27 protein-coding genes and 1 tRNA gene are annotated in these 23,863 nt (G+C 69.7%); 16 read left to right on the forward strand and 12 right to left on the reverse strand.

What is annotated here, in order from left to right:
- Positions 1-36: 36 nt before the first annotated feature.
- Together ACIQWX_RS07775 and ACIQWX_RS07780 are read right to left on the reverse strand one after the other, a co-directional pair.
- A complete protein-coding gene (locus ACIQWX_RS07775; protein WP_400867065.1) occupies positions 37-942 on the reverse strand; it encodes a dihydrodipicolinate synthase family protein in 906 nt (301 codons plus the stop codon).
- A complete protein-coding gene (locus tag ACIQWX_RS07780) occupies positions 939-1,625 on the reverse strand; it encodes a GntR family transcriptional regulator (protein ID WP_400869447.1) in 687 nt (228 codons plus the stop codon). Before ACIQWX_RS07780 ends, ACIQWX_RS07775 begins: the two co-directional genes overlap by 4 nt.
- 62 nt (positions 1,626-1,687) lie before the next feature.
- Between ACIQWX_RS07780 and ACIQWX_RS07785 the strand changes: the two genes are divergently transcribed.
- The 5 genes from ACIQWX_RS07785 (at position 1,688) to ACIQWX_RS07805 (ending at position 6,624) form a co-directional block, all read left to right on the forward strand.
- Entirely contained in the window at positions 1,688-2,914 is a 1,227-nt protein-coding gene (locus tag ACIQWX_RS07785; protein ID WP_400867067.1) for an extracellular solute-binding protein, read from the forward strand.
- Complete coding sequence (locus ACIQWX_RS07790; RefSeq protein ID WP_400867069.1) at positions 2,911-3,954, forward strand: ABC transporter ATP-binding protein; 1,044 nt, start codon at positions 2,911-2,913, stop codon at positions 3,952-3,954. The genes ACIQWX_RS07785 and ACIQWX_RS07790 overlap by 4 nt, the downstream gene beginning before the upstream one ends.
- The gene (locus ACIQWX_RS07795; protein ID WP_400867071.1) at positions 3,951-4,844 is read left to right on the forward strand and encodes an ABC transporter permease; all 894 of its coding nucleotides are present in this window, start codon (positions 3,951-3,953) and stop codon (positions 4,842-4,844) included. The genes ACIQWX_RS07790 and ACIQWX_RS07795 overlap by 4 nt, the downstream gene beginning before the upstream one ends.
- The gene (locus ACIQWX_RS07800; protein ID WP_400867073.1) at positions 4,841-5,668 is read left to right on the forward strand and encodes an ABC transporter permease; all 828 of its coding nucleotides are present in this window, start codon (positions 4,841-4,843) and stop codon (positions 5,666-5,668) included. Before ACIQWX_RS07795 ends, ACIQWX_RS07800 begins: the two co-directional genes overlap by 4 nt.
- 113 nt (positions 5,669-5,781) lie before the next feature.
- Positions 5,782-6,624 (forward strand): MerR family transcriptional regulator, encoded by an 843-nt coding sequence (locus ACIQWX_RS07805; RefSeq protein WP_400867075.1) that lies wholly within the window; start codon positions 5,782-5,784, stop codon positions 6,622-6,624.
- On the opposite strand, the gene thrS is transcribed toward ACIQWX_RS07805, so the two are convergent.
- From thrS to ACIQWX_RS07825, 4 genes are all read right to left on the reverse strand, one after another.
- Positions 6,554-7,822, reverse strand: coding sequence for a threonine--tRNA ligase (gene thrS, locus ACIQWX_RS07810; protein WP_400867077.1), 1,269 nt, complete (start codon positions 7,820-7,822; stop codon positions 6,554-6,556). The genes ACIQWX_RS07805 and thrS overlap by 71 nt on opposite strands.
- A gap of 127 nt (positions 7,823-7,949) precedes the next feature.
- The gene (locus ACIQWX_RS07815; RefSeq protein ID WP_400867079.1) at positions 7,950-8,573 is read right to left on the reverse strand and encodes a dihydrofolate reductase family protein; all 624 of its coding nucleotides are present in this window, start codon (positions 8,571-8,573) and stop codon (positions 7,950-7,952) included.
- A gap of 60 nt (positions 8,574-8,633) precedes the next feature.
- Positions 8,634-9,101 (reverse strand): heme-degrading domain-containing protein, encoded by a 468-nt coding sequence (locus ACIQWX_RS07820; protein WP_400867081.1) that lies wholly within the window; start codon positions 9,099-9,101, stop codon positions 8,634-8,636.
- A 25-nt stretch (positions 9,102-9,126) separates the two neighbouring features.
- A complete protein-coding gene (locus tag ACIQWX_RS07825; protein WP_400867083.1) occupies positions 9,127-9,504 on the reverse strand; it encodes a VOC family protein in 378 nt (125 codons plus the stop codon).
- Positions 9,505-9,578: 74 nt separating this feature from the next.
- Here ACIQWX_RS07825 and ACIQWX_RS07830 point away from each other — a divergent pair, with 74 nt between their 5' ends.
- Positions 9,579-11,525 carry a phosphocholine-specific phospholipase C gene (locus ACIQWX_RS07830; protein ID WP_400867085.1) on the forward strand — a complete coding sequence of 649 codons (1,947 nt, stop codon included), beginning with the start codon at positions 9,579-9,581 and terminating at the stop codon, positions 11,523-11,525.
- Here the strand turns inward: ACIQWX_RS07830 and ACIQWX_RS07835 are convergent.
- A complete protein-coding gene (locus tag ACIQWX_RS07835) occupies positions 11,522-12,751 on the reverse strand; it encodes a M20 family metallopeptidase (RefSeq protein WP_400867087.1) in 1,230 nt (409 codons plus the stop codon). The genes ACIQWX_RS07830 and ACIQWX_RS07835 overlap by 4 nt on opposite strands.
- Positions 12,752-12,828: 77 nt before the next feature.
- Between ACIQWX_RS07835 and ACIQWX_RS07840 the strand changes: the two genes are divergently transcribed.
- From ACIQWX_RS07840 to ACIQWX_RS07855, 4 genes are all read left to right on the forward strand, one after another.
- Positions 12,829-13,311, forward strand: a complete 483-nt coding sequence (locus ACIQWX_RS07840) for a tRNA adenosine deaminase-associated protein (RefSeq protein ID WP_400867089.1) — start codon at positions 12,829-12,831, stop codon at positions 13,309-13,311.
- A complete protein-coding gene (locus ACIQWX_RS07845; protein ID WP_400869449.1) occupies positions 13,308-13,763 on the forward strand; it encodes a nucleoside deaminase in 456 nt (151 codons plus the stop codon). Before ACIQWX_RS07840 ends, ACIQWX_RS07845 begins: the two co-directional genes overlap by 4 nt.
- Positions 13,764-13,783: 20 nt before the next feature.
- Entirely contained in the window at positions 13,784-13,999 is a 216-nt protein-coding gene (locus ACIQWX_RS07850; protein WP_400867091.1) for a CsbD family protein, read from the forward strand.
- A gap of 33 nt (positions 14,000-14,032) precedes the next feature.
- A tRNA-Ser gene (locus ACIQWX_RS07855) sits at positions 14,033-14,120 on the forward strand.
- A gap of 88 nt (positions 14,121-14,208) precedes the next feature.
- On the opposite strand, the gene ACIQWX_RS07860 is transcribed toward ACIQWX_RS07855, so the two are convergent.
- Positions 14,209-15,267 (reverse strand): hypothetical protein, encoded by a 1,059-nt coding sequence (locus ACIQWX_RS07860; RefSeq protein ID WP_400867093.1) that lies wholly within the window; start codon positions 15,265-15,267, stop codon positions 14,209-14,211.
- Between the two features lie 81 nt (positions 15,268-15,348).
- Entirely contained in the window at positions 15,349-16,017 is a 669-nt protein-coding gene (locus ACIQWX_RS07865; protein ID WP_400867095.1) for an NBR1-Ig-like domain-containing protein, read from the reverse strand.
- 89 nt (positions 16,018-16,106) lie between these two features.
- On the opposite strand from ACIQWX_RS07865, the gene ACIQWX_RS07870 reads away from it, so the two are divergent.
- Both ACIQWX_RS07870 and ACIQWX_RS07875 read left to right on the forward strand, forming a co-directional pair.
- Positions 16,107-16,529 (forward strand): hypothetical protein, encoded by a 423-nt coding sequence (locus ACIQWX_RS07870; RefSeq protein WP_400867097.1) that lies wholly within the window; start codon positions 16,107-16,109, stop codon positions 16,527-16,529.
- A 68-nt stretch (positions 16,530-16,597) separates the two neighbouring features.
- Positions 16,598-17,365 (forward strand): SDR family oxidoreductase, encoded by a 768-nt coding sequence (locus ACIQWX_RS07875; RefSeq protein WP_400867099.1) that lies wholly within the window; start codon positions 16,598-16,600, stop codon positions 17,363-17,365.
- Here the strand turns inward: ACIQWX_RS07875 and ACIQWX_RS07880 are convergent.
- Both ACIQWX_RS07880 and ACIQWX_RS07885 read right to left on the reverse strand, forming a co-directional pair.
- Positions 17,358-17,930, reverse strand: a complete 573-nt coding sequence (locus ACIQWX_RS07880; RefSeq protein ID WP_400867101.1) for a hypothetical protein — start codon at positions 17,928-17,930, stop codon at positions 17,358-17,360. The two genes, ACIQWX_RS07875 and ACIQWX_RS07880, sit on opposite strands and share 8 nt — an antisense overlap.
- Complete coding sequence (locus ACIQWX_RS07885; RefSeq protein WP_400867103.1) at positions 17,927-18,238, reverse strand: hypothetical protein; 312 nt, start codon at positions 18,236-18,238, stop codon at positions 17,927-17,929. The genes ACIQWX_RS07880 and ACIQWX_RS07885 overlap by 4 nt, the downstream gene beginning before the upstream one ends.
- Before the next feature lie 109 nt (positions 18,239-18,347).
- On the opposite strand from ACIQWX_RS07885, the gene ACIQWX_RS07890 reads away from it, so the two are divergent.
- Genes ACIQWX_RS07890 through ACIQWX_RS07900 form a run of 3 tightly spaced genes read left to right on the forward strand, consistent with a single transcriptional unit; the run spans position 18,348 to position 19,931 of the window.
- Complete coding sequence (locus tag ACIQWX_RS07890; protein WP_400867105.1) at positions 18,348-18,503, forward strand: hypothetical protein; 156 nt, start codon at positions 18,348-18,350, stop codon at positions 18,501-18,503.
- Positions 18,504-18,550: 47 nt separating this feature from the next.
- On the forward strand, positions 18,551-19,468 hold the full coding sequence (locus tag ACIQWX_RS07895; RefSeq protein ID WP_400867107.1) for a TauD/TfdA dioxygenase family protein: 918 nt from the start codon (positions 18,551-18,553) through the stop codon (positions 19,466-19,468).
- Between the two features lie 16 nt (positions 19,469-19,484).
- On the forward strand, positions 19,485-19,931 hold the full coding sequence (locus tag ACIQWX_RS07900; protein WP_400867109.1) for a limonene-1,2-epoxide hydrolase family protein: 447 nt from the start codon (positions 19,485-19,487) through the stop codon (positions 19,929-19,931).
- 293 nt (positions 19,932-20,224) lie between these two features.
- Here ACIQWX_RS07900 and ACIQWX_RS07905 read toward each other — a convergent pair whose 3' ends face one another.
- Positions 20,225-21,163, reverse strand: a complete 939-nt coding sequence (locus tag ACIQWX_RS07905; RefSeq protein WP_400867111.1) for a CapA family protein — start codon at positions 21,161-21,163, stop codon at positions 20,225-20,227.
- Positions 21,164-21,289: 126 nt separating this feature from the next.
- Here ACIQWX_RS07905 and ACIQWX_RS07910 point away from each other — a divergent pair, with 126 nt between their 5' ends.
- Entirely contained in the window at positions 21,290-23,767 is a 2,478-nt protein-coding gene (locus ACIQWX_RS07910) for an endonuclease/exonuclease/phosphatase family protein (RefSeq protein WP_400867113.1), read from the forward strand.
- Positions 23,768-23,863 lie beyond the last annotated feature (96 nt).

A 23,863-nucleotide genomic window follows, 5' to 3' on the forward strand; every position in this document is an offset into this window, starting at 1 on the left:
GCGTGAGTAACTTCGGCCACACGTTGCTCCCCGGACCTACGACAGCCCCCACGAAGACAGCAACCCGAACAGCTGCTCCCGCTCGCCCGCCGTCAGCAGGCGGCTCGGCGGGCGGACGTCGGGGCGGCACAGGCCCAGCTGGCCGAGCGCGTCCTTGACCACGCTGACGTTGTTCGCGTTGCCGTTCGCCGCGCGCAGCTCCTCGAACGGGCGGATCCGCTCCCAGACGGTCATCGCCGCTGGGTAGTCCCCTGTGGACAGCGCGCGCAACATCTCCAGTGACGTCGCCGGGTCGACGTTCACCAAGCCCGACGTGAACCCGGTCGCGCCGACGGCGAAGTAGCCTGGCGCCGAAAGCTCGGCCAGGCCGGCGATCCACACGAACCGCTCGAAGCCGGCGTCGCGCGCGACCGAGCCGAACCGCACCGGGTCCGGCACCGCGTACTTCACGCCGATGACGTTCGGTGCCGCCTCGCCCAGTGCCCGCAGCTGTTCACCGGCGATCGCCGGGTTGCGGACGTAGAGCACGACGCCGAGTTCGGGGACCGCGGACGCGATCGCGGCGTGGTAGTCGACCCAGCCGTCGCCGGAGATGTACGGGTGTACGGGCTGGTGGATCATGATCATGTCGGCGCCCGCGTCGCGCGCGTGCGCGGCGGCCCGCGTCGCCGACGTGACGTCGTGACCGATCCCGGCGAGCACGCTGGCCCGGCCGGCCACGGCTTCGACGGTGACTTCCAGGCACTGCCGGGCCTCCGCCGCGTCCAGCGCGTAGAACTCGCCGGTGTTCCCGTTCGGCGTCACGACCTCGATGCCGCCGGTGACCAGCCGGTCGACGAGTTTCGCGTACGTCTGCCCGTCGACGGCGCCGTCGGCGTCGAACGGCGTGACCGGGATGGCCACCACCCCGGACAGCCGCCGCCTCTGCTGCTCGAACGTCATCGGGCCCCTTTCGTGTGCTCACCCGGCAGGCCGCACGCGACCCGGTCGAGGAAATCCGTGATGTGCCGGCGCAGCAGGTGTTCGGCCTGCCGGGCGTTCCCGCTCTCGGCGGCGGCCAGGATCGCCCGGTGCTCGGCCGCCTCGCCCTGCCACGTCGGGCTGATGCCCCAGCCGGTGACGGTGATCAGCGCGGCCTGGTCGCGAAGGCCGTCCAGGACGTCGACCAGCAGCGGGTTACCGCACCCGGCGTAGAGCGCGCGGTGGAACAGCCGGTTGGTCAGGCTCGCCTTCGCGCGGTCGGCGGCGTTCGCGCCGGTCTCGACGCCGGCCAGCACCTGCCGCGCGTCACCGAAGTCCGCACCGCGCTCGACGGCGCGCCGGACGGCTTCGGGCTCGAGGATCGCGCGCAGGTCGTACACGGCGTGCGCGCTCTCGGCGTCCATGACCCGGACCGCGGCGCCCTTGTACGTGCTCATCGTGACCAAACCGGAACCGGCGAGGATTCGCAGCGCTTCGCGCACCGGCGTCTTCGACACCCCGAGCAGGGCGCCCACCTCGGCTTCGACGAGCGTTTCGCCCGGCCCGAACTCCCCGCTCAAGATCGCTTCCTTGATCGCGTCCCGCACGAAATCCGTGCGCGAGACGGGCGGCGGCGGCCTCCTGGCCGAAGAAGTGCTCGCCACTGGCATGTCCGATCTGATATACGATGCGACATACAACATTATCACGGACCCAGGGAGCAGCCATGCAGCGTCGCACCGGCTTCCGATTCCGACGAGTGCTGCTGGCGGCGAGCCTCGCGGCCGGCCTGGCGGCCTGTGGCGCGCCGGGCGGGGACGGCGGCCAGGCTGCGGATCCCTCGGCTGTGCCGGACAAGCCGAGCAAGCCCGTCGACCTGAACATCCTGGACGTCGCGGGCAACCTGCAGCTCACCAAGCAGATGATCGAGAACTTCAAGGCCGCGCACCCGGAAGTGCTCTCGAAGGTCACGTACTCGACGGCGCCCGCCCCGAGCATGGCGGGCAAGCTGAAGGCCGAGCAGGACGGCGGCGTCGCCCAGACGCACCTCGTCCTCAGCGGCACGGACGGCCTGTCCGCGGGCATCGCGAACGGCACGCTGGCGAAGGTCCTCCCGGACTTCGCCGGCCGGTTCCCGAACCTCATGCAGAACTACCTCGAGCCCGCGGCCAAGATGCAGGAGCTGGCCAACGGCTACGGCGTCGAGGTCGTCTACTACCCGTCCGGCCCGCTGCTGGAGTTCAACCCGGGCGCGGTGCCTTCCGCACCCGCGTCGCCGCAGGAGCTGCTCGACTGGGCCAAGGCGCACCCGGAGAAGTTCCAGTACGCGCAGCCGTCGAACTCCGGCCCGGGCCGCACGTTCCTGATGGGCCTGCCGTACCTGCTCGGTGACAAGGACCCGAAGGACCCGGACAAGGGCTGGGACAAGACCTGGGCGTTCCTGCAGGAGCTGGGCAAGTACGTGAAGTACTACCCCTCCGGCACGACCGAGACCATGAAGAACCTGGCGTCCGGTTCGGTGGACATGATCACGTCGACGACCGGCTGGGACATCAACCCGCGCAAGCTCGGCACGGTGCCCAACACGGTCAAGACCGCGATCATGCAGCCGATGCACTGGGTCACCGACGCCCAGTACGCCCTGATCCCGAAGGGTCTTTCGCCCGACCAGGAATCGGCGATCCTGCAGCTGATCGCGTGGATGCTGAAGCCGGACCAGCAGGCGATCGCCTACGACGACGGCTACTTCTACCCCGGCCCAGCGGTCAAGGACGTCACCCTGCAGATGGCGCCGCAGAAGAGCCAGGACACGATCAAGCAGTTCGGCCGCCCGGAGTACGAGCAGTGGATCGCGCAGTACCCCAAGGAGACCTCGCTGCCCGCCGAGCAGCAGGTCAAGGCGTTCGACAAGTGGAACCAGCTGGTCGGCGGCTCGAAGGTCGGCAAGAAGTGACGTTCGAGCAGCTGCGGCTGGACGGCGTCTCGCGCAGCTTCGGCACCGCGAACGCCCTGAGCGGCCTCGACCTCGCCATCGCGCGCGGCGAGTTCGTGGCCCTGCTCGGCCCGTCCGGCTGCGGCAAGTCGACCGCGCTGAACTGCCTCGCCGGCCTGCTGCCGCTGACGGGCGGCAGCATCTGGCTCGACGACACCCGCATCGACGGCCAGCCACCGGAGCAACGCGGGTTCGGGATGGTCTTCCAGAACTACGCGCTCTTCCCGCACATGTCGGTCCGCGCCAACGTCGGCTTCGGCCTCAAGATGCGCAAGGTCGGCCGCGCCGACGCCCGCCGCCGCGTGGACGAAGCCCTCCGCCTGGTCCAGCTCACCGACCACGCGGCGAAGTTCCCCGCGCAGCTGTCCGGCGGACAGCAGCAGCGCGTCGCCATCGCCCGGGCCGTGGTGCTCGAACCGCCGGTGGTCCTGATGGACGAGCCACTGTCCAACCTGGACGCCAAGCTCCGCCTCGAGATGCGGATGGAGATCCGCCGGCTTCACCAGACGCTCGGCCTGACCACGGTGTACGTCACCCACGACCAGGAGGAGGCCCTGTCACTGGCCGACCGCCTGGTCGTGCTGCGCGAAGGCTCCGTGCAGCAGATCGGCACACCGGAAGAGGTCTACGCCCAACCGGTCAACAGCTATGTGGCCTCCTTCATGGGATATCGCAACCTCCTGGACGTGACGGTCACCGAAACCGCCGGCTCCTCGGTCACCGTGGAGGGCTCGGGAGTCCGCCTGACCGGCCGCGGCTCGCTCACCGAGGGCCCGGCCAAGGTGGCCATCCGCCCGGAGGACTTCGTCGTCGGCGACGGCGCGGAGAACGCCCTCGACGTCACGGTCGAGATCGTCGAGTACCACGGCCGCGAGCTGTCGGTCTCGGCCCGCCTCGAGAACGGGACGCCGGTGTACTTCCGGACCGACAAGCGCCTGGCTCCCGGCGACACCACCCGGATCGGCGTCCCGGCCGAACGCGTCCTGGTGTTCGAGCCGTGACGGCCGTCGCGAGCGCCCGCCCGGCACTGCGTCACCGCCTGGCCGAACGCGGTGTCGACCGCACGCTGCTCCTCCTGGTGCCCGGCCTCCTGGTCACGGCCTGCCTGTTCCTGTACCCCTTCCTGTACGGCCTCCAGTTGTCGTTCGCCCCGCGCCGTGGCGGCGTCTTCGCCAACTACGCGCGCTTCTTCAGCGACCCCTACCTCCGCGACACCATCTGGACGACGCTCGCCATCGCACTGCCCGCGACGTTCATCAACGTGCTCGCCAGCATCCCGATCGCCTACGTGATGCGCGGCCGCGTCCGCGGCAAGCGCCTCCTGACGACGATCCTCGTCGTGCCGATCACGCTCGGCACGGTGCTCACCGCGCAGGGCCTGATCATGTACGGCGGCCCGGCGGGCTGGCTGAACAAGCTGCTCACCGTCCTCGGCGTCACCGACCAGCCGCTCCCGCTGATCCACAACTACACCGGCGTGCTGCTCTCCCTGGTGATCACCGGTTTCCCGTTCTCCTTCCTGCTGACGTTGTCCTACCTCTCGGGCATCGACCCCTCCCTGGAGAAGGCGGCCGCGACGCTCGGCGCCAACTGGGTCCAGCGCTTCCGCCGGATTACGCTGCCCCTGCTGGCTCCCGGCCTGGCGATCACCTTCTGCCTTTCGTTCGTGATGGCGTTCTCGGTCTTCCCGAGCGCGCAACTCGTCGGCGACCCCGCGAACGAGACCCGCGTCATCTCGATCGCGGCCTACCACGCCGCGTTCGAGGAGTACGACTACTCGATGGGCTCGGCCGTCGCGATGCTCATGGCGGTGGTCATGCTGATCGTGATCGGCCTGGTCATGGCGTGGCGCGGCACGCTGTACCGCGGAGCGACCGGAGGCAAGGGATGACCGGCTGGGTCGCGCGTCCCGGACGTTGGGTCGTCTGGACCGTCGTCGCGTTCTTCTTCGTCAACCTCGCCGGCGTCGTGCTCTCGGTGGTCGTCGACTCGTTCGGCACGCAGTGGTTCGGCACCTGGCTCCCGGACGGCTTCACCACCCACTGGTACGCCGACGCCTGGCGCGAGTTCGGCCTCTCCGACGTCCTCCTCACCACGGCGATCGTCGCCCTGGTGGTGATCGCCGTGTCGGTGGCGGTCGGCGTCCCGGCCGCCTACGCGCTGGCCCGCCGTTCGTTCCCCGGCAAGCGCCTGGTGATGCTGCTGTTCGTGCTGCCGATCCTGATTCCTCCCATCACCTACGGCATCCCGCTGGCCACCGTGCTCTACAAGTTCCACCTGGCCGGCACGATCACCGGCGTCATCCTGGCCAACCTGGTGCCCTCGGTGCCGTTCGTCGTGCTGACCATGACGCCGTTCATCGAGCAGATCGACCCGAAGATCGAAGCCGCCGCGCGCATGTCCGGCGCGCGCACGGTCTCGGTGTTCACCCGGATCCTCGGCCCGCTGCTGCTGCCGGGGATCCTGGCCGCCTCGATCCTCGTGCTGGTCCGGACGGTCGGCATGTTCGAGCTGACGTTCCTCACCGCCGGCCCGGATTCGACGACCCTCGTCGTGGCGCTCTACAACTCGGTGTTCGCCGCGGGCATCCGGGCCAACCAGTCGGTCGACGCCATGGCGACCATCTACACCGCCTCCATGCTCGTGCTCCTCCTCGTCGCGTTGCGGTTCGTGAACCCGACCCAGCTCGTCACCCGGATCCGGGAGGAGACCTAGCTCGTTCGCTCATGCGTTCGACTCTACCGCCGATCGTCGAACAAATGATCGACACGATCGAGCGAACCCGCAGGTCTTGCGCCTCCCCCGAGGGGAGCTGCCACTCTTGCGGCATGCGGTATTCGATCGGCGAACTCGCCCACCGGACCGGGCTGACCGTCAAGGCTGTCCGGTTCTACTCGGATCGCGGCCTCGTGCCGCCGTCCGGGCGCAACACCGCGGGCCAGCGCCGTTACGACGACGCCGCGCTCGCCCGGCTCGACGTCATCCGGGTCCTGCGCGACCTCGGTGTCGACCTCGCCACGATCCGGCAGGTGGTCGACGGCGAGACCACCGTCGCGGAGGTGGCGGCGGAGCACGCCGCGGCGGTGGAGGTGCAGATCGGCGTGCTGCGCCGGCGAAGGGAGGTGCTGTACGCAGTGGTGGATCGCGGCTCGAGCCCCGAGGAAGCGAGTCTCTCGCACCAGCGGGCCCTGCTGTCCGAAGTGGAGCGGCGGTGCCTGATCGGCGACTTCCTCGCCGCTGCCCTGGGTGATCGCCCCGACCTGGCGGGGATCGCCCGGACCCTGACCCCGGACCTGCCCGAGGACCCGAGCCCCGAGCAGGCTGAGGCGTGGCTCGAGCTGGCCGCGCTGATGCGGGACACGGAGTTCCGCGCGAACCTGCGCCGGTTCGCGGACGGTCACGAAGCCGGGTTGCGTCGCGACCTGGCGGCCGAGGTGCGGGACGCCGTCACCCCGGCCGTCGTGGCCGGGATCGTGCCGAAGTCCCCGGCGGCGAAGGCGATCGTCGACGGGTTGGGGCGCGATCCCGGCGAGCTGCGGAAATGGCTCGGCGTCGCCAACGATCCGCGCCGTGAGCGCTACATGCAGCTATTGGGGGTGATCAACGGCTGGGCAGCACCGGAAAGCCTGGCTCCCGCCTTCGACTGGCTGGCCGAGGCCATGGCGGCCTGATCGCCTCCACGATCGATGCCAGCGCGTCCGCCACCGGTTGGGCGTCCACCCGGCTTCCGTCGCGCAACCGGACGGAAAGCTGCCGGGCGGCGACCTCCTGCGGTCCGATCACGGCCTGGTAGGGCACGAGCCGGCCGTCCCGGATCCGTGCGCCGAGGCTGCCTTCGGCCGCGATCTCGACCCGCAGGTCGTCGTCGCAACTGTCCACAAGCGACTGAGCGTACGGCAGTTCCGCGGCGGACAGTGGCAGCAACCGCAGCTGCACCGGCGCCAGCCAGGCCGGGAACGCGCCGCCGTGGACCTCGACCAGGTGCGCCACCGCGCGTTCGACGCTGCCGATGATGCTGCGGTGCACCATGACCGGCCGGTGCTTCGCGGCGTCCGGGCCGACGTACTCGAGGCCGAACTGTTCCGGCTGGTGGAAGTCGACCTGGACGGTGGACAGGGTCGACTCGCGACCGGCGCCGTCGGCGATCTGGACGTCGATCTTCGGGCCGTAGAAGGCGGCTTCGCCCTCGACGGCGTCGTACGGGAGGCCGTCGAGGACCGACCGCAGGATGGCAACGGCGCCGTCCCAGTTCCCGGGCACGTACTTCCCGCCGGGACCGGGCAGGGACAGCCGGTAGCGCGCGGGGCGGATGCCGAGCGCGTCGTAGGCCTGCCGGATCAGCGCCAGCGCGGCGGCGGCCTCGGCTTCGACCTGGTCGGGGGTGCAGAAGACGTGCGCGTCGTTGAGCTGGATCGCGCGTACGCGGTTCAGCCCGCCGAGCACGCCGGAGAGCTCACTGCGGAACATCCCGCCGAGCTCGGCGATCCGCAGCGGCAGTTCGCGGTAGCTGCGGCCGCGCGAACGGTAGATCAGCGCGTGGTGCGGGCACAGGCTCGGCCGCAGCACGAGCTGCTCGCCGCCGACGTCCATGGGCGGGTACATGTCGTCGCGGTAGTGCGCCCAGTGCCCGGAAACCTCGTACAGCTCCCGTTTGCCGAGGACCGGGGAATGGACGTGCCGGTAGCCGGCGCGCCGTTCGAGGCGGTGGACGTACTCCTCGAGGCTGTGCCGGACGACGGCGCCGTCGGGCAGCCAGTAGGGCAGGCCGGCGCCGATGAGCGGGTCGGTGCCGAACAGGCCGAGTTCGCGGCCGAGCTTGCGATGGTCGTGCACTGTGGACTCCTCGTGGACGGCGAGGCGGAGGACCACAAGACGAAAGCCCGGGGCGACCGCCCCGGGCTTTGCGTGAGCATGGATCAGCGCGCCGGGACACTTTCCGGCGTCGTCGTGTTCGCTGCGCGCTCCATGGGTCCAAAGTAACGGGGGCGTCCAGCCGTTATTCCGCCACGAGCCGGAAGGTGTCGAACTCCGGTTTCCCGGCGGGCCGCAGCACGAGCACGGTGACCCCCGCGGCGGTGTGCCGGCTCTCGACGTGCTCGAACTTCTTCGGCAGCACCCCGTCCGGGAAGAGCCGCCGTCCCTTGCCGAGGACGACCGGGAACAGCCACAGCCGGTACTCGTCGACGAGGTCGTGGTCGATCAACGTCCGTAGCAGGGCACCGCTCCCGTGGACCTGGAGCTCGTCGCCCGGCCGTGCCTTCAGCTCGCGGACGGCCTCGACGACGTCGCCGGCCACGATCGACGTGCCCTGCCAAGGCGACTCCGTCAGGGTGCTCGAGACCACGTGCTTCGGCAGGCCGTTGAGCCGCGAGGCCAGCGGGTCGGCGGGGTCGGTGACCTTCGGCCAGTGCGCGGCGAAGATGTCGTGCGTCCGGCGGCCGAGCAGGAACGCACCCGCCCGGGCGATCCACTCCTCGGCGAGGGCCGCCATGCCCTCCTCGTAGAACGGCGTCACCCAGCCGCCCAGGTCGAACCCGCCGGACGTGTCCTCGTCGACGCCGCCAGGGCCCTGGTAGACGCCGTCCAGGCTCAGGAACGTCGTGGCGATCAGCTTGCTCATGGTGCCTCCTCGGATGCCGTGTACCAGTACGTCACCCGAGGAGGCGCCGGATCGACAGCGTCAGCGCGCCAGGAACAGCTCCAGCTGCTCGACGACGAACGCGTGGTCGTCGGCCTGCGGGAGCCCGGAGACACCCACCGTGCCGACCGGCCCGACGTCGCGGACCAGGACCGGGAACACGCCGCCGTGAGCCGCGTACTCGTCCGAGTCCAGCCGGGAGTCCGCCTCGAACGAGCCGCCCTTCGCGCGGAACTGCGTGCCCACGTGGAACGAGCTGTGGCCGTAGCGGTCGACCACCCGGCTCTTGCGGTCGATCCACGCGTCGTTGTCCGCGGACGTCCCGGGCAGGGCCGCGTGGAAGAGGCGCTGCCCGCCCCGCCGGACCGAGATCGTCACCGGCAGCCCGCGCTCCCGCGCCGCGGCCAGCAGCTGGGCGCCGAGGGCGAGCGCCGTCTCGTTGTCGAACTTCGTGAACTGGAGACGTTCTTCCTGGTCAGCGAGCTGGGCGAGGCGATCGGCTTCGGTCATCCACCCATTAAATCAACACTGTTGTTTAATCGCCAGTGAACTCGGTCAAGGACAGCACGTTGCCGTCCGGGTCGGGGAACCAGGCGATCCGGCCGCCCGGCGTGGTCCAGATTTTGTCGGTGTCCTGTGGCACCGTTTCGAACGTCAGGAACTCCACGCCCCGGTCGCGCAGGCCGGCCACCGCGACGCGGATGTCGGCCACCGCCCAGCCGAGCACCGTGAACGGCTGGGGCGTGAACTCGGGTACGGCCGTGACGCGCAGCATGGTCGCGCCACTGCGGAAGACACAAGCGAAGGGGGTCTGCTCGATGAACTCGAGCCCGGCGACATCCGTGTAGAAGGCACGTGAGCGCTCCAGGTCGGTCGACGGTGCGAAGGCGACCAGTTCCGCTGAGCCGAGCATGGCTTCACCTCATCTCTCGGCGGCGAACGTACCTGGTTCGCCGGCGTGGGCAAACCTCGTGCGAGGAGGCAGGCATGGGCCGCATCCGGCGGCGCACGGTGCTGGGCGGCGCGGCCGCGGCCACCGTCGCCGGCTCGTTGACGGCCTCGTGCGCCGCCCCGCCGCGGACGGGGACGATCGACGACGTCCGCCACGTCGTGGTGCTCATGCAGGAGAACCGGTCGTTCGACCACTACTACGGGACCATGGCCGGCGTACGCGGCTTCGGCGACCGCGCGGCGCTGCGGGACGTCTTCCGCCAGCGCGGCAAGGGCGCGCCGGTGCTGCCGTTCCGGGTCGACACGTCCGTTGTGGACGGCCAGGACCTCGGCGAGTTGCCACACGACTGGAACAGCTCGCACCGCGCGTGGAACGGCGGCGCGTACGACGCCTGGGTCGCGGCGAAGAGTCCCATGACGATGGGGTACTTCACGCGCGACGACATCCCGTTCCAGCGGGCGCTGGCGAGTGCGTTCACGCTGTGCGACCACTATTTCTGCTCGATCCAGGGTCCGACGCATCCGAACCGGCTGTTCCACTGGACCGGCACGATCGACCCGGACGGTGTCGCCGGCGGCCCCGTCACGCACAACTTCCCGGACTACGAGCCGTCGTTCCGCTGGACGACCTACCCCGAACGGCTCGAGTCCGCCGGGATCACGTGGCGGATCTACGCGAACGACGAAGAGCGCGGCGTCCCCGAGCACTTCGTCGGCGACTACGGCGACAACCCGCTGTGGCTGTTCCAGAACTTCCACGACGCGCTGTACTCGACGGACCCGGTGAAGCAGCGGCTGGCCGAGCGCGCGAACCTGCGCAAGAAGCTGCTGCCGGACTCGGGGAAGGGCAAGGACCTCGACCACGTGCTGGCCGAGTTCATCGCCGACTGCGCCGCCGGGGCGCTGCCCGCGGTGTCGTGGGTCGTGGCGCCGTACGGCTACTGCGAGCACCCCGCCGCCCGGCCGGTCGACGGCGCCGCCTACGTCCAGCGGATGCTGAAAGCGTTGTGGGACAACCCTTCGCTGTGGGAGTCGACGGTCGTCTTCATCAACTACGACGAGAACGACGGCTTCTTCGACCACGTCGTCCCGCCGACGCCGCCACCCGGGACCCCGGGCGAGTTCCTGCCGGGCGACCGGCCGGAGAAGGGCGGGGCGTCCGGCCCGCCGCAGCCGATCGGGCTGGGGCCGCGCGTGCCGATGACCGTCGTCTCGCCGTGGAGCCGCGGCGGCTGGGTGAACTCGCAGGTCTTCGACCACACGTCGGTGCTGCGTTTCCTCGAGACCTGGACCGGGGTGCGCGAGCCGAACATCTCGGCCTGGCGCCGGGCGATCTGCGGCGACCTGACCAGCTGTTTCGACTTCCGCACGCACGACACGACGATCCCGCTGCTGCCGGACGCGGACGCGTTGCGCGCCGAAGCCGACCGGACGCAGTCCCGGCTGCCGAAGCCCGGGCTGGGGCCCGCGGCGCTGGTGCAGGACCCCGGCACGGCGAAGGCGCGTCCGCTGCCGTACCAGCCGGTCGCCTGGGTGACGGCCGGGCCGGGCGCGCTGAAACTGCACCTGGCCAACCACGGCACGCAGGCGCTGCAGCTGGCCGCGTACGCCTACCACGCGGGCGGAGCTTCACAACGCTTCGACGTCGGCCCCGGCGCCGCCACGACAGGCGAAATCCCCTACGCCGAGTCGTACGACATCGCGATCCACGGGCCGAACGGCTTCGTCGTGGAGGCGTCCGGAAAACCGGGCCTCGACGCCTCCGTGACCTTCACCTCGGCGCCCGCGCTGCGCGTCACGGTGACCAACAACGGGCCGGCGCCGGTCGCGCTGAACGGCGTCACCCTCCCGCCGGGTGCCTCGCACGACTTTCCGGTGCCGGCGAAGAACGGCTGGTACGACGTCGTTTTCGAGACGCCGGGGTGGCGCCGCCGCTTCGCCGGCCACCTGGAGGACGGGCGCCCGTCGCGGACCGGGCCTTAGCGGAGGGAGTCGAGAGCGAAAGCAGCCAGCATCGCGACGCCGTTCGGCATGGCGTCCTCGTCGAAGAGCACGCGGTTGGAGTGGTTGGCCGCCGCCTCGGCGGGGTCGACGCCGGGCGGGCACGCGCCCAGGAACCCGTACGCGCCTTGGACGCGTTGCAGGACATAGGAAAAGTCCTCGGCGCCCATCAGCGGGTCCGCCATCAGCTCGACGTTCCCGGGGCCGAGCACGGCCTCGCCGAGCCGCAGGACCTCGGCGGCGACGCGGTCGTCGTTGACCGTCACCGGGTAGCCCGGCTCGACGTCGGCGACGACGCGGCAGCCGTACGCCGCGCCGACCTGCTCGCACACCTGGTACAGCTCGTCGCGGACCAGTGCCCGCGTCTGCTCGGACAGGGTGCGGATCGTGCCCTGCAGCTCGGCGGTCTCCGGGATGATGTTCGTCGTCGTGCCGGCCTGGATCCGCGTCACCGACAGCACCGCGGGATCGAACACGCTCACCCGGCGCGTGATCATCGTGTGCAGCGCGCCGACCATCGCCGCGGCCGCGGGCACCGGGTCGATCGTGTGCTGCGGCGCGGAGCCGTGGCCGCCCTTGCCGGTCACGTGCACCGTGAACGAGTCGGCCGACGCCATCTGCGGACCCGGCCGGATCGACAGCAGCCCGCTGCGGAGGTTGGCCAGGATGTGCACGCCGAACGCGCGTTCGACCCGCGTTCCGGCGGCGTCGAGCACGCCCTCGTGGATCATGAAGCGGGCGCCGTGGTGGCCCTCCTCGCCCGGCTGGAACATGAACACGACCGAGCCGGCCAGCTGGTCCTTCCGCTCGGCGAGCAGCCGGGCCGCCGACGCGAGCATCGCGACGTGGGTGTCGTGCCCGCACGCGTGCATCGACTCGGCGTCTTCGGACGCGAAGTCGAGGCCGGTCTCCTCGGTGAGCGGCAGCGCGTCCATGTCGCCGCGCAGGAGCACCGCCGGGCCGGGCTTGCCGCCGCGCAGGACGGCCGTCAGCGACGTCGTGGCCTTGCCTTCGGTGATCTCCAGCGGGAGGTCGCTCAGGGCCTCCTTGATCGCCGCCTGGGTGCGCGGCAGGTGGAGCCCCTGCTCCGGGTGGCGGTGCACGTCGCGCCGGAGCGCGACCGTGCGGTCCTGCAGCGCCCGCGCGTCGTCGAGGAGGCCGTCGAACGGCGTGCCGGGCAGGGTGGGCAGGTCAGTGGGGCCGGTCATGGTCCCGATAGTGCCCCATGCGGCGCTTCGGGCGCACCGTGCGTGCGTTCGGTCGAGCGGCGGAATACGGTGTGCGCATGGCGGTGGATGAGCCGGTCACGGGCTTCGCGGTAGCCGTGGTCCGGGAAGACGGTCGGTGGCGGTGCAGTGCGCTCGACCCGGGGGCGCTGACCGAGCTGGACGCGGCGATCACTGAACTGGGCAAACTACGTTCCACCGGCGCGAGCTTCGGGCTGCTGGCGGTCGACGACGAGTTCTTCGTCATCGTCCGCCCGAGCCCGCGGGGGCCGTCGTTGCTGCTCTCGGACGCGGCGGCGGCGCTGGACTACGACATCGCGGCGGACGTCCTCGACGTCCTGCGCGTCGACCCGCCGGACGAGGAGGACGACTCCGTCTGGCCCGAGGGCGACCTGGAGATCCTCGCGGACCTCGGGCTGCCCGGGCCGGAGCTGGAGGTCATCGTCGGCGAGGTCGACCTGTACCCGGACGAGCAGCTGCAGATGGTCGCGCAGCGGTGCGGCTTCGGCAGCGAGTTCGGCAAGCTCCTGGACGAGCTCTGAGACGGCTGTCCGACACCGAAGCGGTCGAGGCCGCGCTGGAGGCGGCGCGCGCCCCGGGCGCGGACGTCCCGATCGGGGCGGTCGTGTTCGGCCCGGACGGCACGCCCCTGGCGGCGGCGCGCAACGCACGCGTCGAGCTGGGCGACCCGACAGCGCACGCGGAGATCCTCGCGTTGCGCTCGGCGGCGTCCGTGGTCGGCGACGGCTGGCGCCTGGAGGGCTGCACGCTGGCGGTGACGCTGGAGCCGTGCACGATGTGCGCGGGGGCGCTGGTGCTGGCCCGCATCGCGCGCCTGGTGTTCGGGGCGTGGGAGCCGAAGACGGGCGCGGTGGGGTCCCTGTGGGACGTCGTGCGTGACCGCCGTCTCAACCACCGGCCCGAGGTGCACGGAGGCGTGCTTTCGGTGGAGTGCGCGGCGGTCTTGGAGACGTACTTCGCTACGCGGCGCTGATTTTTGGGTACTCCTCCGGTATGACGATGAAGCACAAGATCCAGCAGGCAGTGGGTAGTGCTCGCGAGAAGGCCGGCGAGGTGACCGGCAACCGCCGTCTGGAGTCATCGGGCCGAGCCCAGAAGCGGTCGGCCCAGTTCCGCTCCGCGGTCGACGACGTCCGGGTACGGGCGGGCCGAGCGGTGCGGGAAGCGCAGGTCAGGCTCCGCTCGGGGCGGCGTATCGACCCCTCGTGAGGCTGCGGAGGGCCTTCGGGTATTGTTCTCGGCGGTGGCGTGTCCGAGCGGCCGAAGGAGCACGACTCGAAATCGTGTGACGGCTAATCCCCGTCCGTGGGTTCAAATCCCACCGCCACCGCTCTCATCCGGACCCCCGGTCAGCCCAGCTGGCCGGGGGTCCGTGCGTTCTGTGCCCTTGCCGGACACCTTGCAGCGCTGGACGTTGTTCAGCCCTGGGGCTGAGCTTCATAGCCGAACGCCATGCCTTCTGGAGCCAGCTCCACCAGTTTGGCGAGAACCGGCTCCGTGTTCCGACCCCACATCTTGGTCAGTAACCAGGTGCGATCCGGTTCCCGCAGGGGCGCGTCGACGAACCAACGGTGAAGGTTGCCCTTGGCCTTGGGGTGTGCAGCCACGAACGCATCCGGCAGGTCGTCCGCATCGGGCGTTCCGGGAACGCTGACGAACCGTGTCTTCGGGAGAGCCTCGGCGAGCCGGGAGGCGGGCACCCCAGCGACGTGGAGACCGGTTACCAGGGCAAGAACTGCCTGGCGCTTGCGCAGTGGCTCGGTGGTTCCTGCGGGAGTCGTGATCGCGTACGGCGTCCAATCGCGTCCCTCGCTTTCGCGAGCCGCTCGAGCGTGCGATTCGCGGCGGCGCAGCTGGATGGTCAGATCAGTGGCTTCCGGAAGCGGGATGACCTGCTGTACGTCCAGCAACAGCCGCTCACCGACCTTGTACGGCGTGAGCCGGATGCACTGGATGTCGAGGCCGTAGACCTCGTTCAACCACAGGACGGTCGTCGTGATCTCGCGGTCGAACCCGCCGGAAACGAGAACCAGGCGTACCTCTCGGCTGAGGACGGCATCTTCTCCGCCGACGTCATCGAGCCAGCTCGCCAGCTGATGACGGGCGCCGTCCGCGGCTTCGGGATCAACCTGAAGCAAATAGCGTTCGAAGGCTTCACTGACATCGTCGAAGGTCAGGGCTGACACCATCGCCGCGTACCGCAGCGCCTGGAGTTCGAGGTGGCCGCCGTCCGTCGTGCGCTTGAGCTCGATGACCACGGGCTTGCCGTCACGATCGACGCCCAGCAGATCTATCCTCCGCCGAGCGCCGGCGAACTCCGCGAACTCTTCACTCACGATCAAAACGTCTTCGACCACCGCGTTGATCTGGGCCCGCAGCAGACGCTGAAGATCAGCTCGTTCCAGCACTTGCTCAGCGGCGAACGTCGACGACGGAACGGCTTCCAGCTTTTCAGCGGTCAGTTCGAAGAGAGGCATGGTTGCCAGCCTCGCGGGCGACGGCGATCAGGAGAAGCACCGCTTTGTCACAGCCGTGTTGCGTCCGCCCGAACGGCGCGGTCAAGCAAGGCGCCGAAGATCGGGTGCCGGTGCCCGGATGTCGACGACTATGGTCAGAAAAATTCCCTGGAAGTACCGGTCCGGAAAATATTCGTACCCCCGGTCGTCGACCATTTTCCAATGAGCTTCGGCCGTCCCCGGCAGAACGTGGGCCTTCAACGGCACAATGACATCGACGGTCTCGCCGGGGTGGGTGTCGCTGATCCGCACCTGAACCGGTGAACTCGGGATGCCCAGGCCGCCGGGTGCGCCAAGCCGCCGCAGGAATCTGCCGGTCCACGGAACCGTGCCGGTGTTTCGTAGGCGCCACACCTTCTCGAACTTGAATCCGGGCGGCATCACAGTCCCGTCGGGGACCGTCACGTCGGCGACGAAGGACGACTCGTCGCCGGGAATCGGGTAGCACGTGCCGTGTCGGGAGTCCCGGCGCCGCCGCGGGCCCGTGACAGTTTCCACGTACGCCGACCACAGATGGCCGTCACCGCCGTAGGCCGCTTCGTAGAAGTCGATCAAATTCCAGCCGGGGGTGTCCCGTCCTCGTTCCACGTTGCTCAGATGGCCCTTGCTCACCCCGGCCGCACGCGCGGCGGCGGTCAAGGTCACGTCGTTCGCGGTGCGGAGGTGCCGCATCGTCTCGCCAAGCGTCTCGAGGGCGCTCTCCCGGCTCATGGTGACCACCCTGGTTGGGGGTTCGCCAAACCGCAATCGGCCGATCTAGTTTTGTCTGCCCACCGCCGACGACGGTCAGGAGAACCTCCATGCTCAAGCCGCCCACAGATGCCGATCTTGGGCAGTCTTTGAGGCTCGTCCGCGTTGTCAACCAGCTCCGCGCGGAACGGGCCGGAGTGAATATTCTGGTGCACAACCACATCCTGGATCAGATTGCCTGGACGTCGATTTTCGCGATGCAGCAGGCGAAATTTGCACCTTCGAACTTCCTGCAGATGGAGGTGACCGACGGCAGCGTCCGCAAGACCGGGTTTCGAGCGGATCGGCTGGGGCAGTACTGGGCGTTCGACTTGGGGAACGGCTGGCAGAACAGCGACCAGGCCGCGCAGCTGGCGATCAAGGGCTGGGCGGAAAGCGTGGCCGGCTTCGGCGCCCTGGTGGTGGACAAGCACGTCGTCGGTTGCGGTGCCGCGCGCCTGAACAACAGCTGTGTGCTGGTCCTCGCCTGGTAGCGGCTTGACTTGAAGGGGACTTGAAGTGTGAGCGTGGTCGGCAGCACCCGATCACCAAGGAGCGCCACATGAAGGTCCTCGTCACCGGGGCCACCGGCAACACCGGCCGGCACGTTGTCACCGGCCTGCTCGACCACGGCGTCGACGTCAGAGTTCTCCTCCGCGACCCGGCCAAGGCACCCGGAGGAGAAATCGTCCAGGGCGACATCTCCGATCCGGCCGAAGCTGCCGAGGGTGTTGATGCCGTCTACTTCGTCTGGCCCTTCTACTCCTCCGAAGGAATCGACAAAGCCCTAAAATCCTTCGAAAACAAGAAAATCGTCTATGTCTCATCCGCGGCCGCCGAAGACGGGGGATTCTGGGGTGACGTGGAAGCCGCCGTCCAAAAAGTCACCGATGACTGGACCTTCCTCCGCATCACCGGCCTCGCCACCAACACCCTCGGCTGGGTGACCCAAGCCAAAACCGGCAAAGTCCGAGCCCCGTACGGGCAAGCCAAAAGATCCCTCGTGCACGAAAAAGACGTCGCCGACATGGCCGTCGAAGCCTTCACTGGAGACCACCGCAGCCAGATCTACCTCGTCACCGGTCCCGAGGCCCTCACCCAAGCACGGCAAGCGGAAATCCTCGGCGCGGCGCTGGGAACGCGCACCCGGTGGGAAGAACAACCCGAACACGAAGCAATTACGCAGCTGGGCGCGGAATTTGCGGCACAAGCACTGCCCTATTGGGCGTCTCTGGTAACAGAACCGGAACCCGTCTCGCTCGACGTCCCCACCGTCACCGGCCACCCCGCGCGGTCCTTCGAAGACTGGGCGCGGGAACGGTTCAGCTGAGCTCGACCACCGGCGACGTCAGCGGCTCCAGTTCGGCCGCCAGCAAGGACAACGACGCGATCTGGGCGAACACCGTCCGGACGACCGCCGTGCACGCAGAACTGACCGTGCTCACCACCTCGGCCGACCGGTCGCCCGCCAGGACCGCCGATACCGACGCCGACGCTGCGGCCGCCAGTTCGCACACCTGCGTCGACGTCGAAACCGCCACCGTGTCCAGTTCCGCGGCGATCCGGGCGCCCAGCGCGGCCGTGGCGGCGGCCGCGCGGGCGGCTGCCGCGTACTGACCGTCCACTGTGTCCGCCCAGATGCCGAACGTCTCCGCGCTGCCGCCGGTCTCCGCGTGCTCCACTCCCGCGCGGAACTCCGCGGAAGCCGATGTCACCAGCAACGCTCCCGAGTCGACCGCCGACGCCGACGCGCTGATCGACGGTGGTGAACAGTCCAGGTGACGCAGGGCCGCGACCGGGTCCGGGGCCCCGATGCGGCCCGCCGCCGCGCGCAACGACGCCAACGACGAAGCCGCCGCCGTCAGCGCCGGGTGCTCGAACACCGGGGACGTCACGGCGCCACCGCGATGCGGCCGCGGAAGCCCGTGCTGCGGGTGCTCTCCGCCGTCATGCGCAGGCGGCCGGCCAGGTCGGACGTCGCGTCGCCGAGCACCCGCGCGTCGGCTTCGCGGGCCGCCAGCGCCGCTGACCAGCGGGCCGCCAGCTCGCGGGCCTGGGCCGAGATGCCGAACGGCGTCGAGTCGACGCGGGCCTCGGCGAACCGGCCTGCCGCCTTATCGTCGGCGGCCGCGGCCTGGTCCAGCAGGTCGGCGGCCGCACGCAGCCGGTCCGAATCGATCCGCGAGCCTCTGCCTTCCGGCATGGGGACCTCCGTCGTCAAGGGCGCTCACCCGATCGTGGAAGATCTTGCCTCATGCCTCCCGGGCCGTCCGCATCGCGGTGACCTGCGGCGTTGAACAGCGTTCCACCAAGTGGACGTCTTGACCGCGACTCGGGAAGAACGCGACCATGAACGCATGCCCGCCACCTCGGAAAGCGCACCGATCCGGGCCTTCGAGCGGTCGATCGGAGAAGGCGTCGTGGAGCTCCTGCTGCGCCGCGGCCGCCTGGGCTCGCCCCCTGCCTGACGCGCGCCCGGCGTCCGAACCCTCCCGAAAACCCCTGGAGCACAACCATGTCCGTAGACGTCCCTGCCCGGATTCAGCTGCGCGAGGCCCGCACGCCCGCCGACGGCATCGTCGAAGGCCCGCGCGTCCTGCGCGAACCTCAGAGCACCTACGAACTCTTCCGGATCCGCCCGCTCGGCCGCGTGATCGGCGCGGAGGTCGACGGCGTCGACCTCCGCGAACCGCTCACCCCCGAGCTGCGCGAAGAGCTCAACCGCGCCCTGCGCGAGTGGAAAGTGCTCTTCTTCCGCGACCAGGACATCACGTCGGCGCAGCAGCGCGCGTTCGCCGCGAACTGGGGCGAGCTGGAGACCAACCCGTTCATCCCGAAGGGCGACGACGACGCCGTCACGCGCTTCGAGCGCACCGCCGCCATGCCCGGTTACGAGAACATCTGGCACGTCGACGTCACCTGGCGGCCCAACCCGGCCCTCGGCTCGGTGCTGCGGCTGATCGAGGTGCCGCCCGTCGGCGGCGACACGATGTGGGCCGACATGGCCGCCGCCTACGACAACCTGCCCGAGGACGTCCGCACCCGCATCGACGGGCTCACCGCCGTCCACGACTACCTCCCCGGCTTCGACCGGTTCTCCGATCCCGCGCTCCTCGCGCGGTGGCAGGAGCAGTTCCCGCCGGTCGAGCACCCGGTGGTCCGGACGCACCCGGAGACCGGGCGGCGCACGCTGTTCGTCAACCAGGCGTTCACCACGCACATCGTCGGCATGGACCGCGACGAGAGCGACCGGCTGCTGCGGTACCTGTTCCTGCAGGCCCACACGCCGGAGTTCCAGGTCCGGTTCAGCTGGCGGTCCAACTCGGTGGCGTTCTGGGACAACCGCGCGACGCAGCACTACGCGGTCAACGACTACCACCCGCACGTCCGGATCGCGGAGCGCGTCGCCATCGCGGGCGACCGGCCGTTCTGACCCTTAGCCTGGGGACATGACCGATGAACCCCAGGCAGTGGTGACCGGTTTCCTCAAAGCCCTTGAAGACCTCGACGTAGACCGCGCGCTGACGTTCGCGGCGAGCGACATCGTGTACCAGAACGTGCCGTTGCCGCCCGCTCGCGGCGTCGCCGCGGTCGAAAAGCAGCTGCGTCTCATGGCCAAGTACGGCTCCGGCTTCGAGGCGCGGACCCACCACATCGCCGCGGACGGCAACGTCGTGCTCACTGAACGCACCGACGTGCTGCGCCGCGGCGCGTGGGAAGCGGAGTTCTGGGTGTGCGGCACGTTCGAGGTCGAAGCCGGCCGGATCGTGCTGTGGCGCGACTACTTCGACTGGACGACGGTGCTGGCCGCGAGCGCGAAGGGCGCCGGGCGGGTCGCGCTCGCCGGCGCGCGCACGCTTTTCGGCCGCTACAAGGCGAAGCAGGCCGTGCGCTAGACCCGGTGTTCGCCGCGGTCGTGGTCCCGGAGGTCCACGACCGCGGCTATCCCCAGAACCAGCACGAACACGCAACTGAGAACAATCAGCCCCCACATGATGGTTCTCCCTCCCCCACGTGTTCGTGCTGGTCGAGAGCTGTCGAGGAGTGGTCTGTGCCACTTTTCCGGCGGCTCACGCAGACCGTACCGCCGCTTCACGCGGGTTGTTCCCGGTCTTAGGGAGCATTTAAGGCAGATGCGCCGGATGGGTGACACCGGCGCCAGAACCTGTCACAGCCCGCGCGCATTCGGTTACGCACCAACGACAACCGAGGCGATTCCATCCCTGATGGTGACGGTCGTCGAGCGCCGAGCCGAAAGATCCGCGACGTACTGCAGCACCTTGCCCGCTTCGTCCCCGGCGAGCGGTACGCACTCGTTGTCGGCGTTGCGGCGCACCGGGATCAGCTCGAGCCGCGGTTCGTCGCCGAACATGCAGCCGGCCAGCAGCCCGTCGACGTGGCGACCGCGCATCGCCGGCCAGTCGAACACGAGGTTGCCGAGGCTGTAGAGGATCGGGCGGCCGCGGTAGACCTCGACGGCCTGGATCGTGTGCGGCCCGTGTCCCGCGACCAGGTCGGCGCCGGCGTCGATCACCGCGCGGCCGTAGGTCACCTGGTACTCGGCGAGTTCGGGGCCCGGCAGACCCCAGTGCATCGAGACGACGACGTGGTCGTGGGCCGCCTTGGCCTGCTTGACGTCGGCGACGATCCGGTCCAGGTGCTCGGGCACCGGTGTCGTGCGCACCAGCGGCGGCCGGCCCGGAATCTCCGCGACGCGCGGATCGGGCTGGTACGCCGTGGTGGCAAACGCTTGCGCGACGCCGGGAAAGTCCAGATGCGCGCCATAGGGGCGAAGAGACGTGTACGCGAGGAAAGCGACCTTCTCCCCGGCTCGTTCGATCACGGCGGGTGCGTGCGCGGCGTCGAGGTTCGCGCCGGCGCCGCAGTGCGCGATCCCGGCGTGGTCGAGGACCGGCAGCGTCGCCGGCACGGCGAGGTCGTTGGCGCACGAGACGACGTCGATGCCCGCCGACGTCAGCGCTTCGGCCATCACCGCGTCGAGGGGACCCTCGAGGTTCGCGAACCGGACATCGGCGCCCTTGAGCAGCGGTTCCAGTCGCTCGAACGCCGTGGACGGCGTCACGCGCCCCTGAACGTTGACGTCTCCGCCGAGTACCAGCGTGATCACGAAACCTGCTCTGCCGAACGAGTGACGACGAAAGTAGTTGTTACGAATCGTTGCATCTTTGTCTTCCTCCTCCTCACTTGCCCGGGGGACTATGCCACGACTGTTCAAGCACAAAGGGGACTCAGGGTGACCAAGACCCACAGAGGCAAGGCCGCGCTCACCGCGGCCGTCGCGTCCGGCCTCGTACTCGGCGGCGTGGCCGCACCGGCCGCGCTCGCCGCGCCGAGCGCCGACGCGGTCATCGCCGAGGTCTACGGCGGTGGCGGCAACTCCGGCGCCACGTTGACCAACGACTTCGTCGAGCTCGCCAACCACGGTACTGCGGCCGCGAGCGTCGACGGGTTCAGCGTCCAGTACCTGCCCGGTTCGCCGAGCGCGTCCAGCACGTGGCAGGTGACGCAGCTGACCGGCAGCGTCGCGCCCGGCGGGCGGTACCTCGTCGCCGAGGGCAAGGGCAGCGGCGGCACGGTCGCGCTGCCCGCTCCGGACGCGACCGGCGCGATCGCGATGTCCGCGACCGCGGGCACGATCGCCCTCGTCTCCGGCACCACCGCGCTGACCTGCAAGACCGCCGCGGACTGCGCTGCCGACGCGCGGATCAAGGACCTCGTCGGCTTCGGCACGGCGACCGTGCGCGAAGGCGCCCCGACGGCCGCGCCGTCCAACACGACGTCCGTCGCGCGCGCCGCGGCGCTGGCCGACACCGACGACAACGCGGCGGACTTCGCCGTCGGCGACCCGACCCCGACGAACACCAAGGGCGAGACGACCGGCGGCGGCACCCCCGGCGACCCGGGAACCCCGGCGAAGATCCACGAAATCCAGGGCACCACGCGCATTTCGCCGTTCAAGGACAAGAAGGTCAGCGACGTCACCGGCGTCGTGACGGCGACCCGGAATTTCGGCTCCGTGCGCGGCTTCTGGCTGACGGACCCGAACCCGGACAGCGACCCGCGCACCAGCGAGGGCCTGTTCGTGTTCACCGGCTCGACCAGCCCGGCCGTCGCGGTCGGCGACGCGGTGACCGCGACCGGCACCGTCCGCGAGTTCTACCCGGACGCGCCGGCGACGTCGAACTACCAGTCGCTGACCGAGCTGAGCAGTGCACAGTGGACGGTCGGCTCGCACGGCAACGCGCTGCCCGCGCCGACCGTGCTCAACCCGGACACCGTGCCGACGACGTACGCGCCGTCGCCCGGCGGGAACATCGAGCCGCTCGCGCTGGAGCCCACCAAGTACGCGCTGGACTTCTGGGAGTCGCACGAGAGCGAGATCGTTTCGGTCACCGACGCCCGGGTCGTCGGCCCGTCGAACTCGTTCAACGAGCTGTACGTGACGTCCAAGCCGGACCAGCACGAGTCGGTCCGCGGCGGCAGTGTCTACTTGGGATACGACCAGCTCAACAGCGGCGTCATGAAGGTTTCGTCGCTGATCCCGTTCGACCAGCGGCCGTTCCCGCAGCTCAACGTCGGCGATGTGCTGACCGGCACCACGTCGGGCCCGGTCGAGTACAACAACTTCGGTGGCTACACGCTGTTCGCCAGCGTGCTGGGGACCGAAAAGGACAATGGGCTGCAGGCCGAGACCACGCGCAAGCAGCGGTCCGGCGAGCTGGCCGTCGCGACGTACAACGTCGAGAACCTGGCGCCCGGTGACCCGCAGGCGAAGTACGACCGGCTCGGCGAGGCGATCGTGACGCACCTCGCGACGCCGGACATCGTGAACCTGGAAGAGATCCAGGACAACACGGGCGCGACCGACGACGGAACGACCGCGGCGGACCAGACGCTGCAGAAGTTCACCGACGCGATCGTCGCCAAGGGCGGCCCGCGTTACCAGTGGCGCTCGATCGACCCGGTCAACGACCAGGACGGCGGCCAGCCGGGCGGCAACATCCGCGTGGCGTTCCTGTTCAACCCGGCGCGCGTGTCCTTTGTGGACCGTCCGGGTGGGACGCCGACCTCGGCGGTCGGCGTCGTCCGCGACCACGGGAAGACGCACCTGACGGCGTCGCCGGGCCGCGTCGACCCGACGAACGAAGCGTGGACGGCGAGCCGCAAGCCGCTGGCCGGCGAGTTCGTCTTCAAGGGCCGCACGGTGTTCGTCATCGCCAACCACTTCAACTCCAAGGGCGGCGACCAGCCCACGCACGGCCGCTTCCAGCCGCCGGTCCGCAGTTCCGAGGTGCAGCGGCAGAAGCAGGCCACGGTGCTGCGCGGGTTCGTGGATTCGCTGCTGGCGTCCGACCGCAACGCGAACATCGTGGTGGCCGGTGACCTGAACGACTACCCGTTCTCGCCGGCGGTCCAGACGCTCACCGCGGGTGGCGCGCTGAAGGACCTGATCGCGACGGTGCCGGAAGCGGAGCGGTACAGCTACGTGTTCGAGGGCCAGTCGCAGGTGCTGGACCACATCCTGGCGTCGAAGGCGCCGCGCGGGGTGGACTACGACGTCGTCCACATCAACGCGGAGTTCGCCGACCAGGCCAGCGACCACGACCCGCAGGTGATCCGGTTCCGGCCGAGCACGGGCAACGCGATCGCGGACGGGCTCAACGATCTGCTCGACTACCTGGAGCAGGTGCTGGGCAAGTACTTCCCGTAAGCCTCGTTGTCTAAGGCCGCCATCGGGCTCTGGCCCGGTGGCGGCCTTTTTCTGGTCCACTCCTTTGGGTGACTGTGAAACCGCGGAGCGTGCGCG

The organism is Amycolatopsis sp. NPDC098790, from assembly GCF_044759945.1.
In the GTDB taxonomy this organism is placed as follows: Bacteria; Actinomycetota; Actinomycetes; order Mycobacteriales; family Pseudonocardiaceae; genus Amycolatopsis.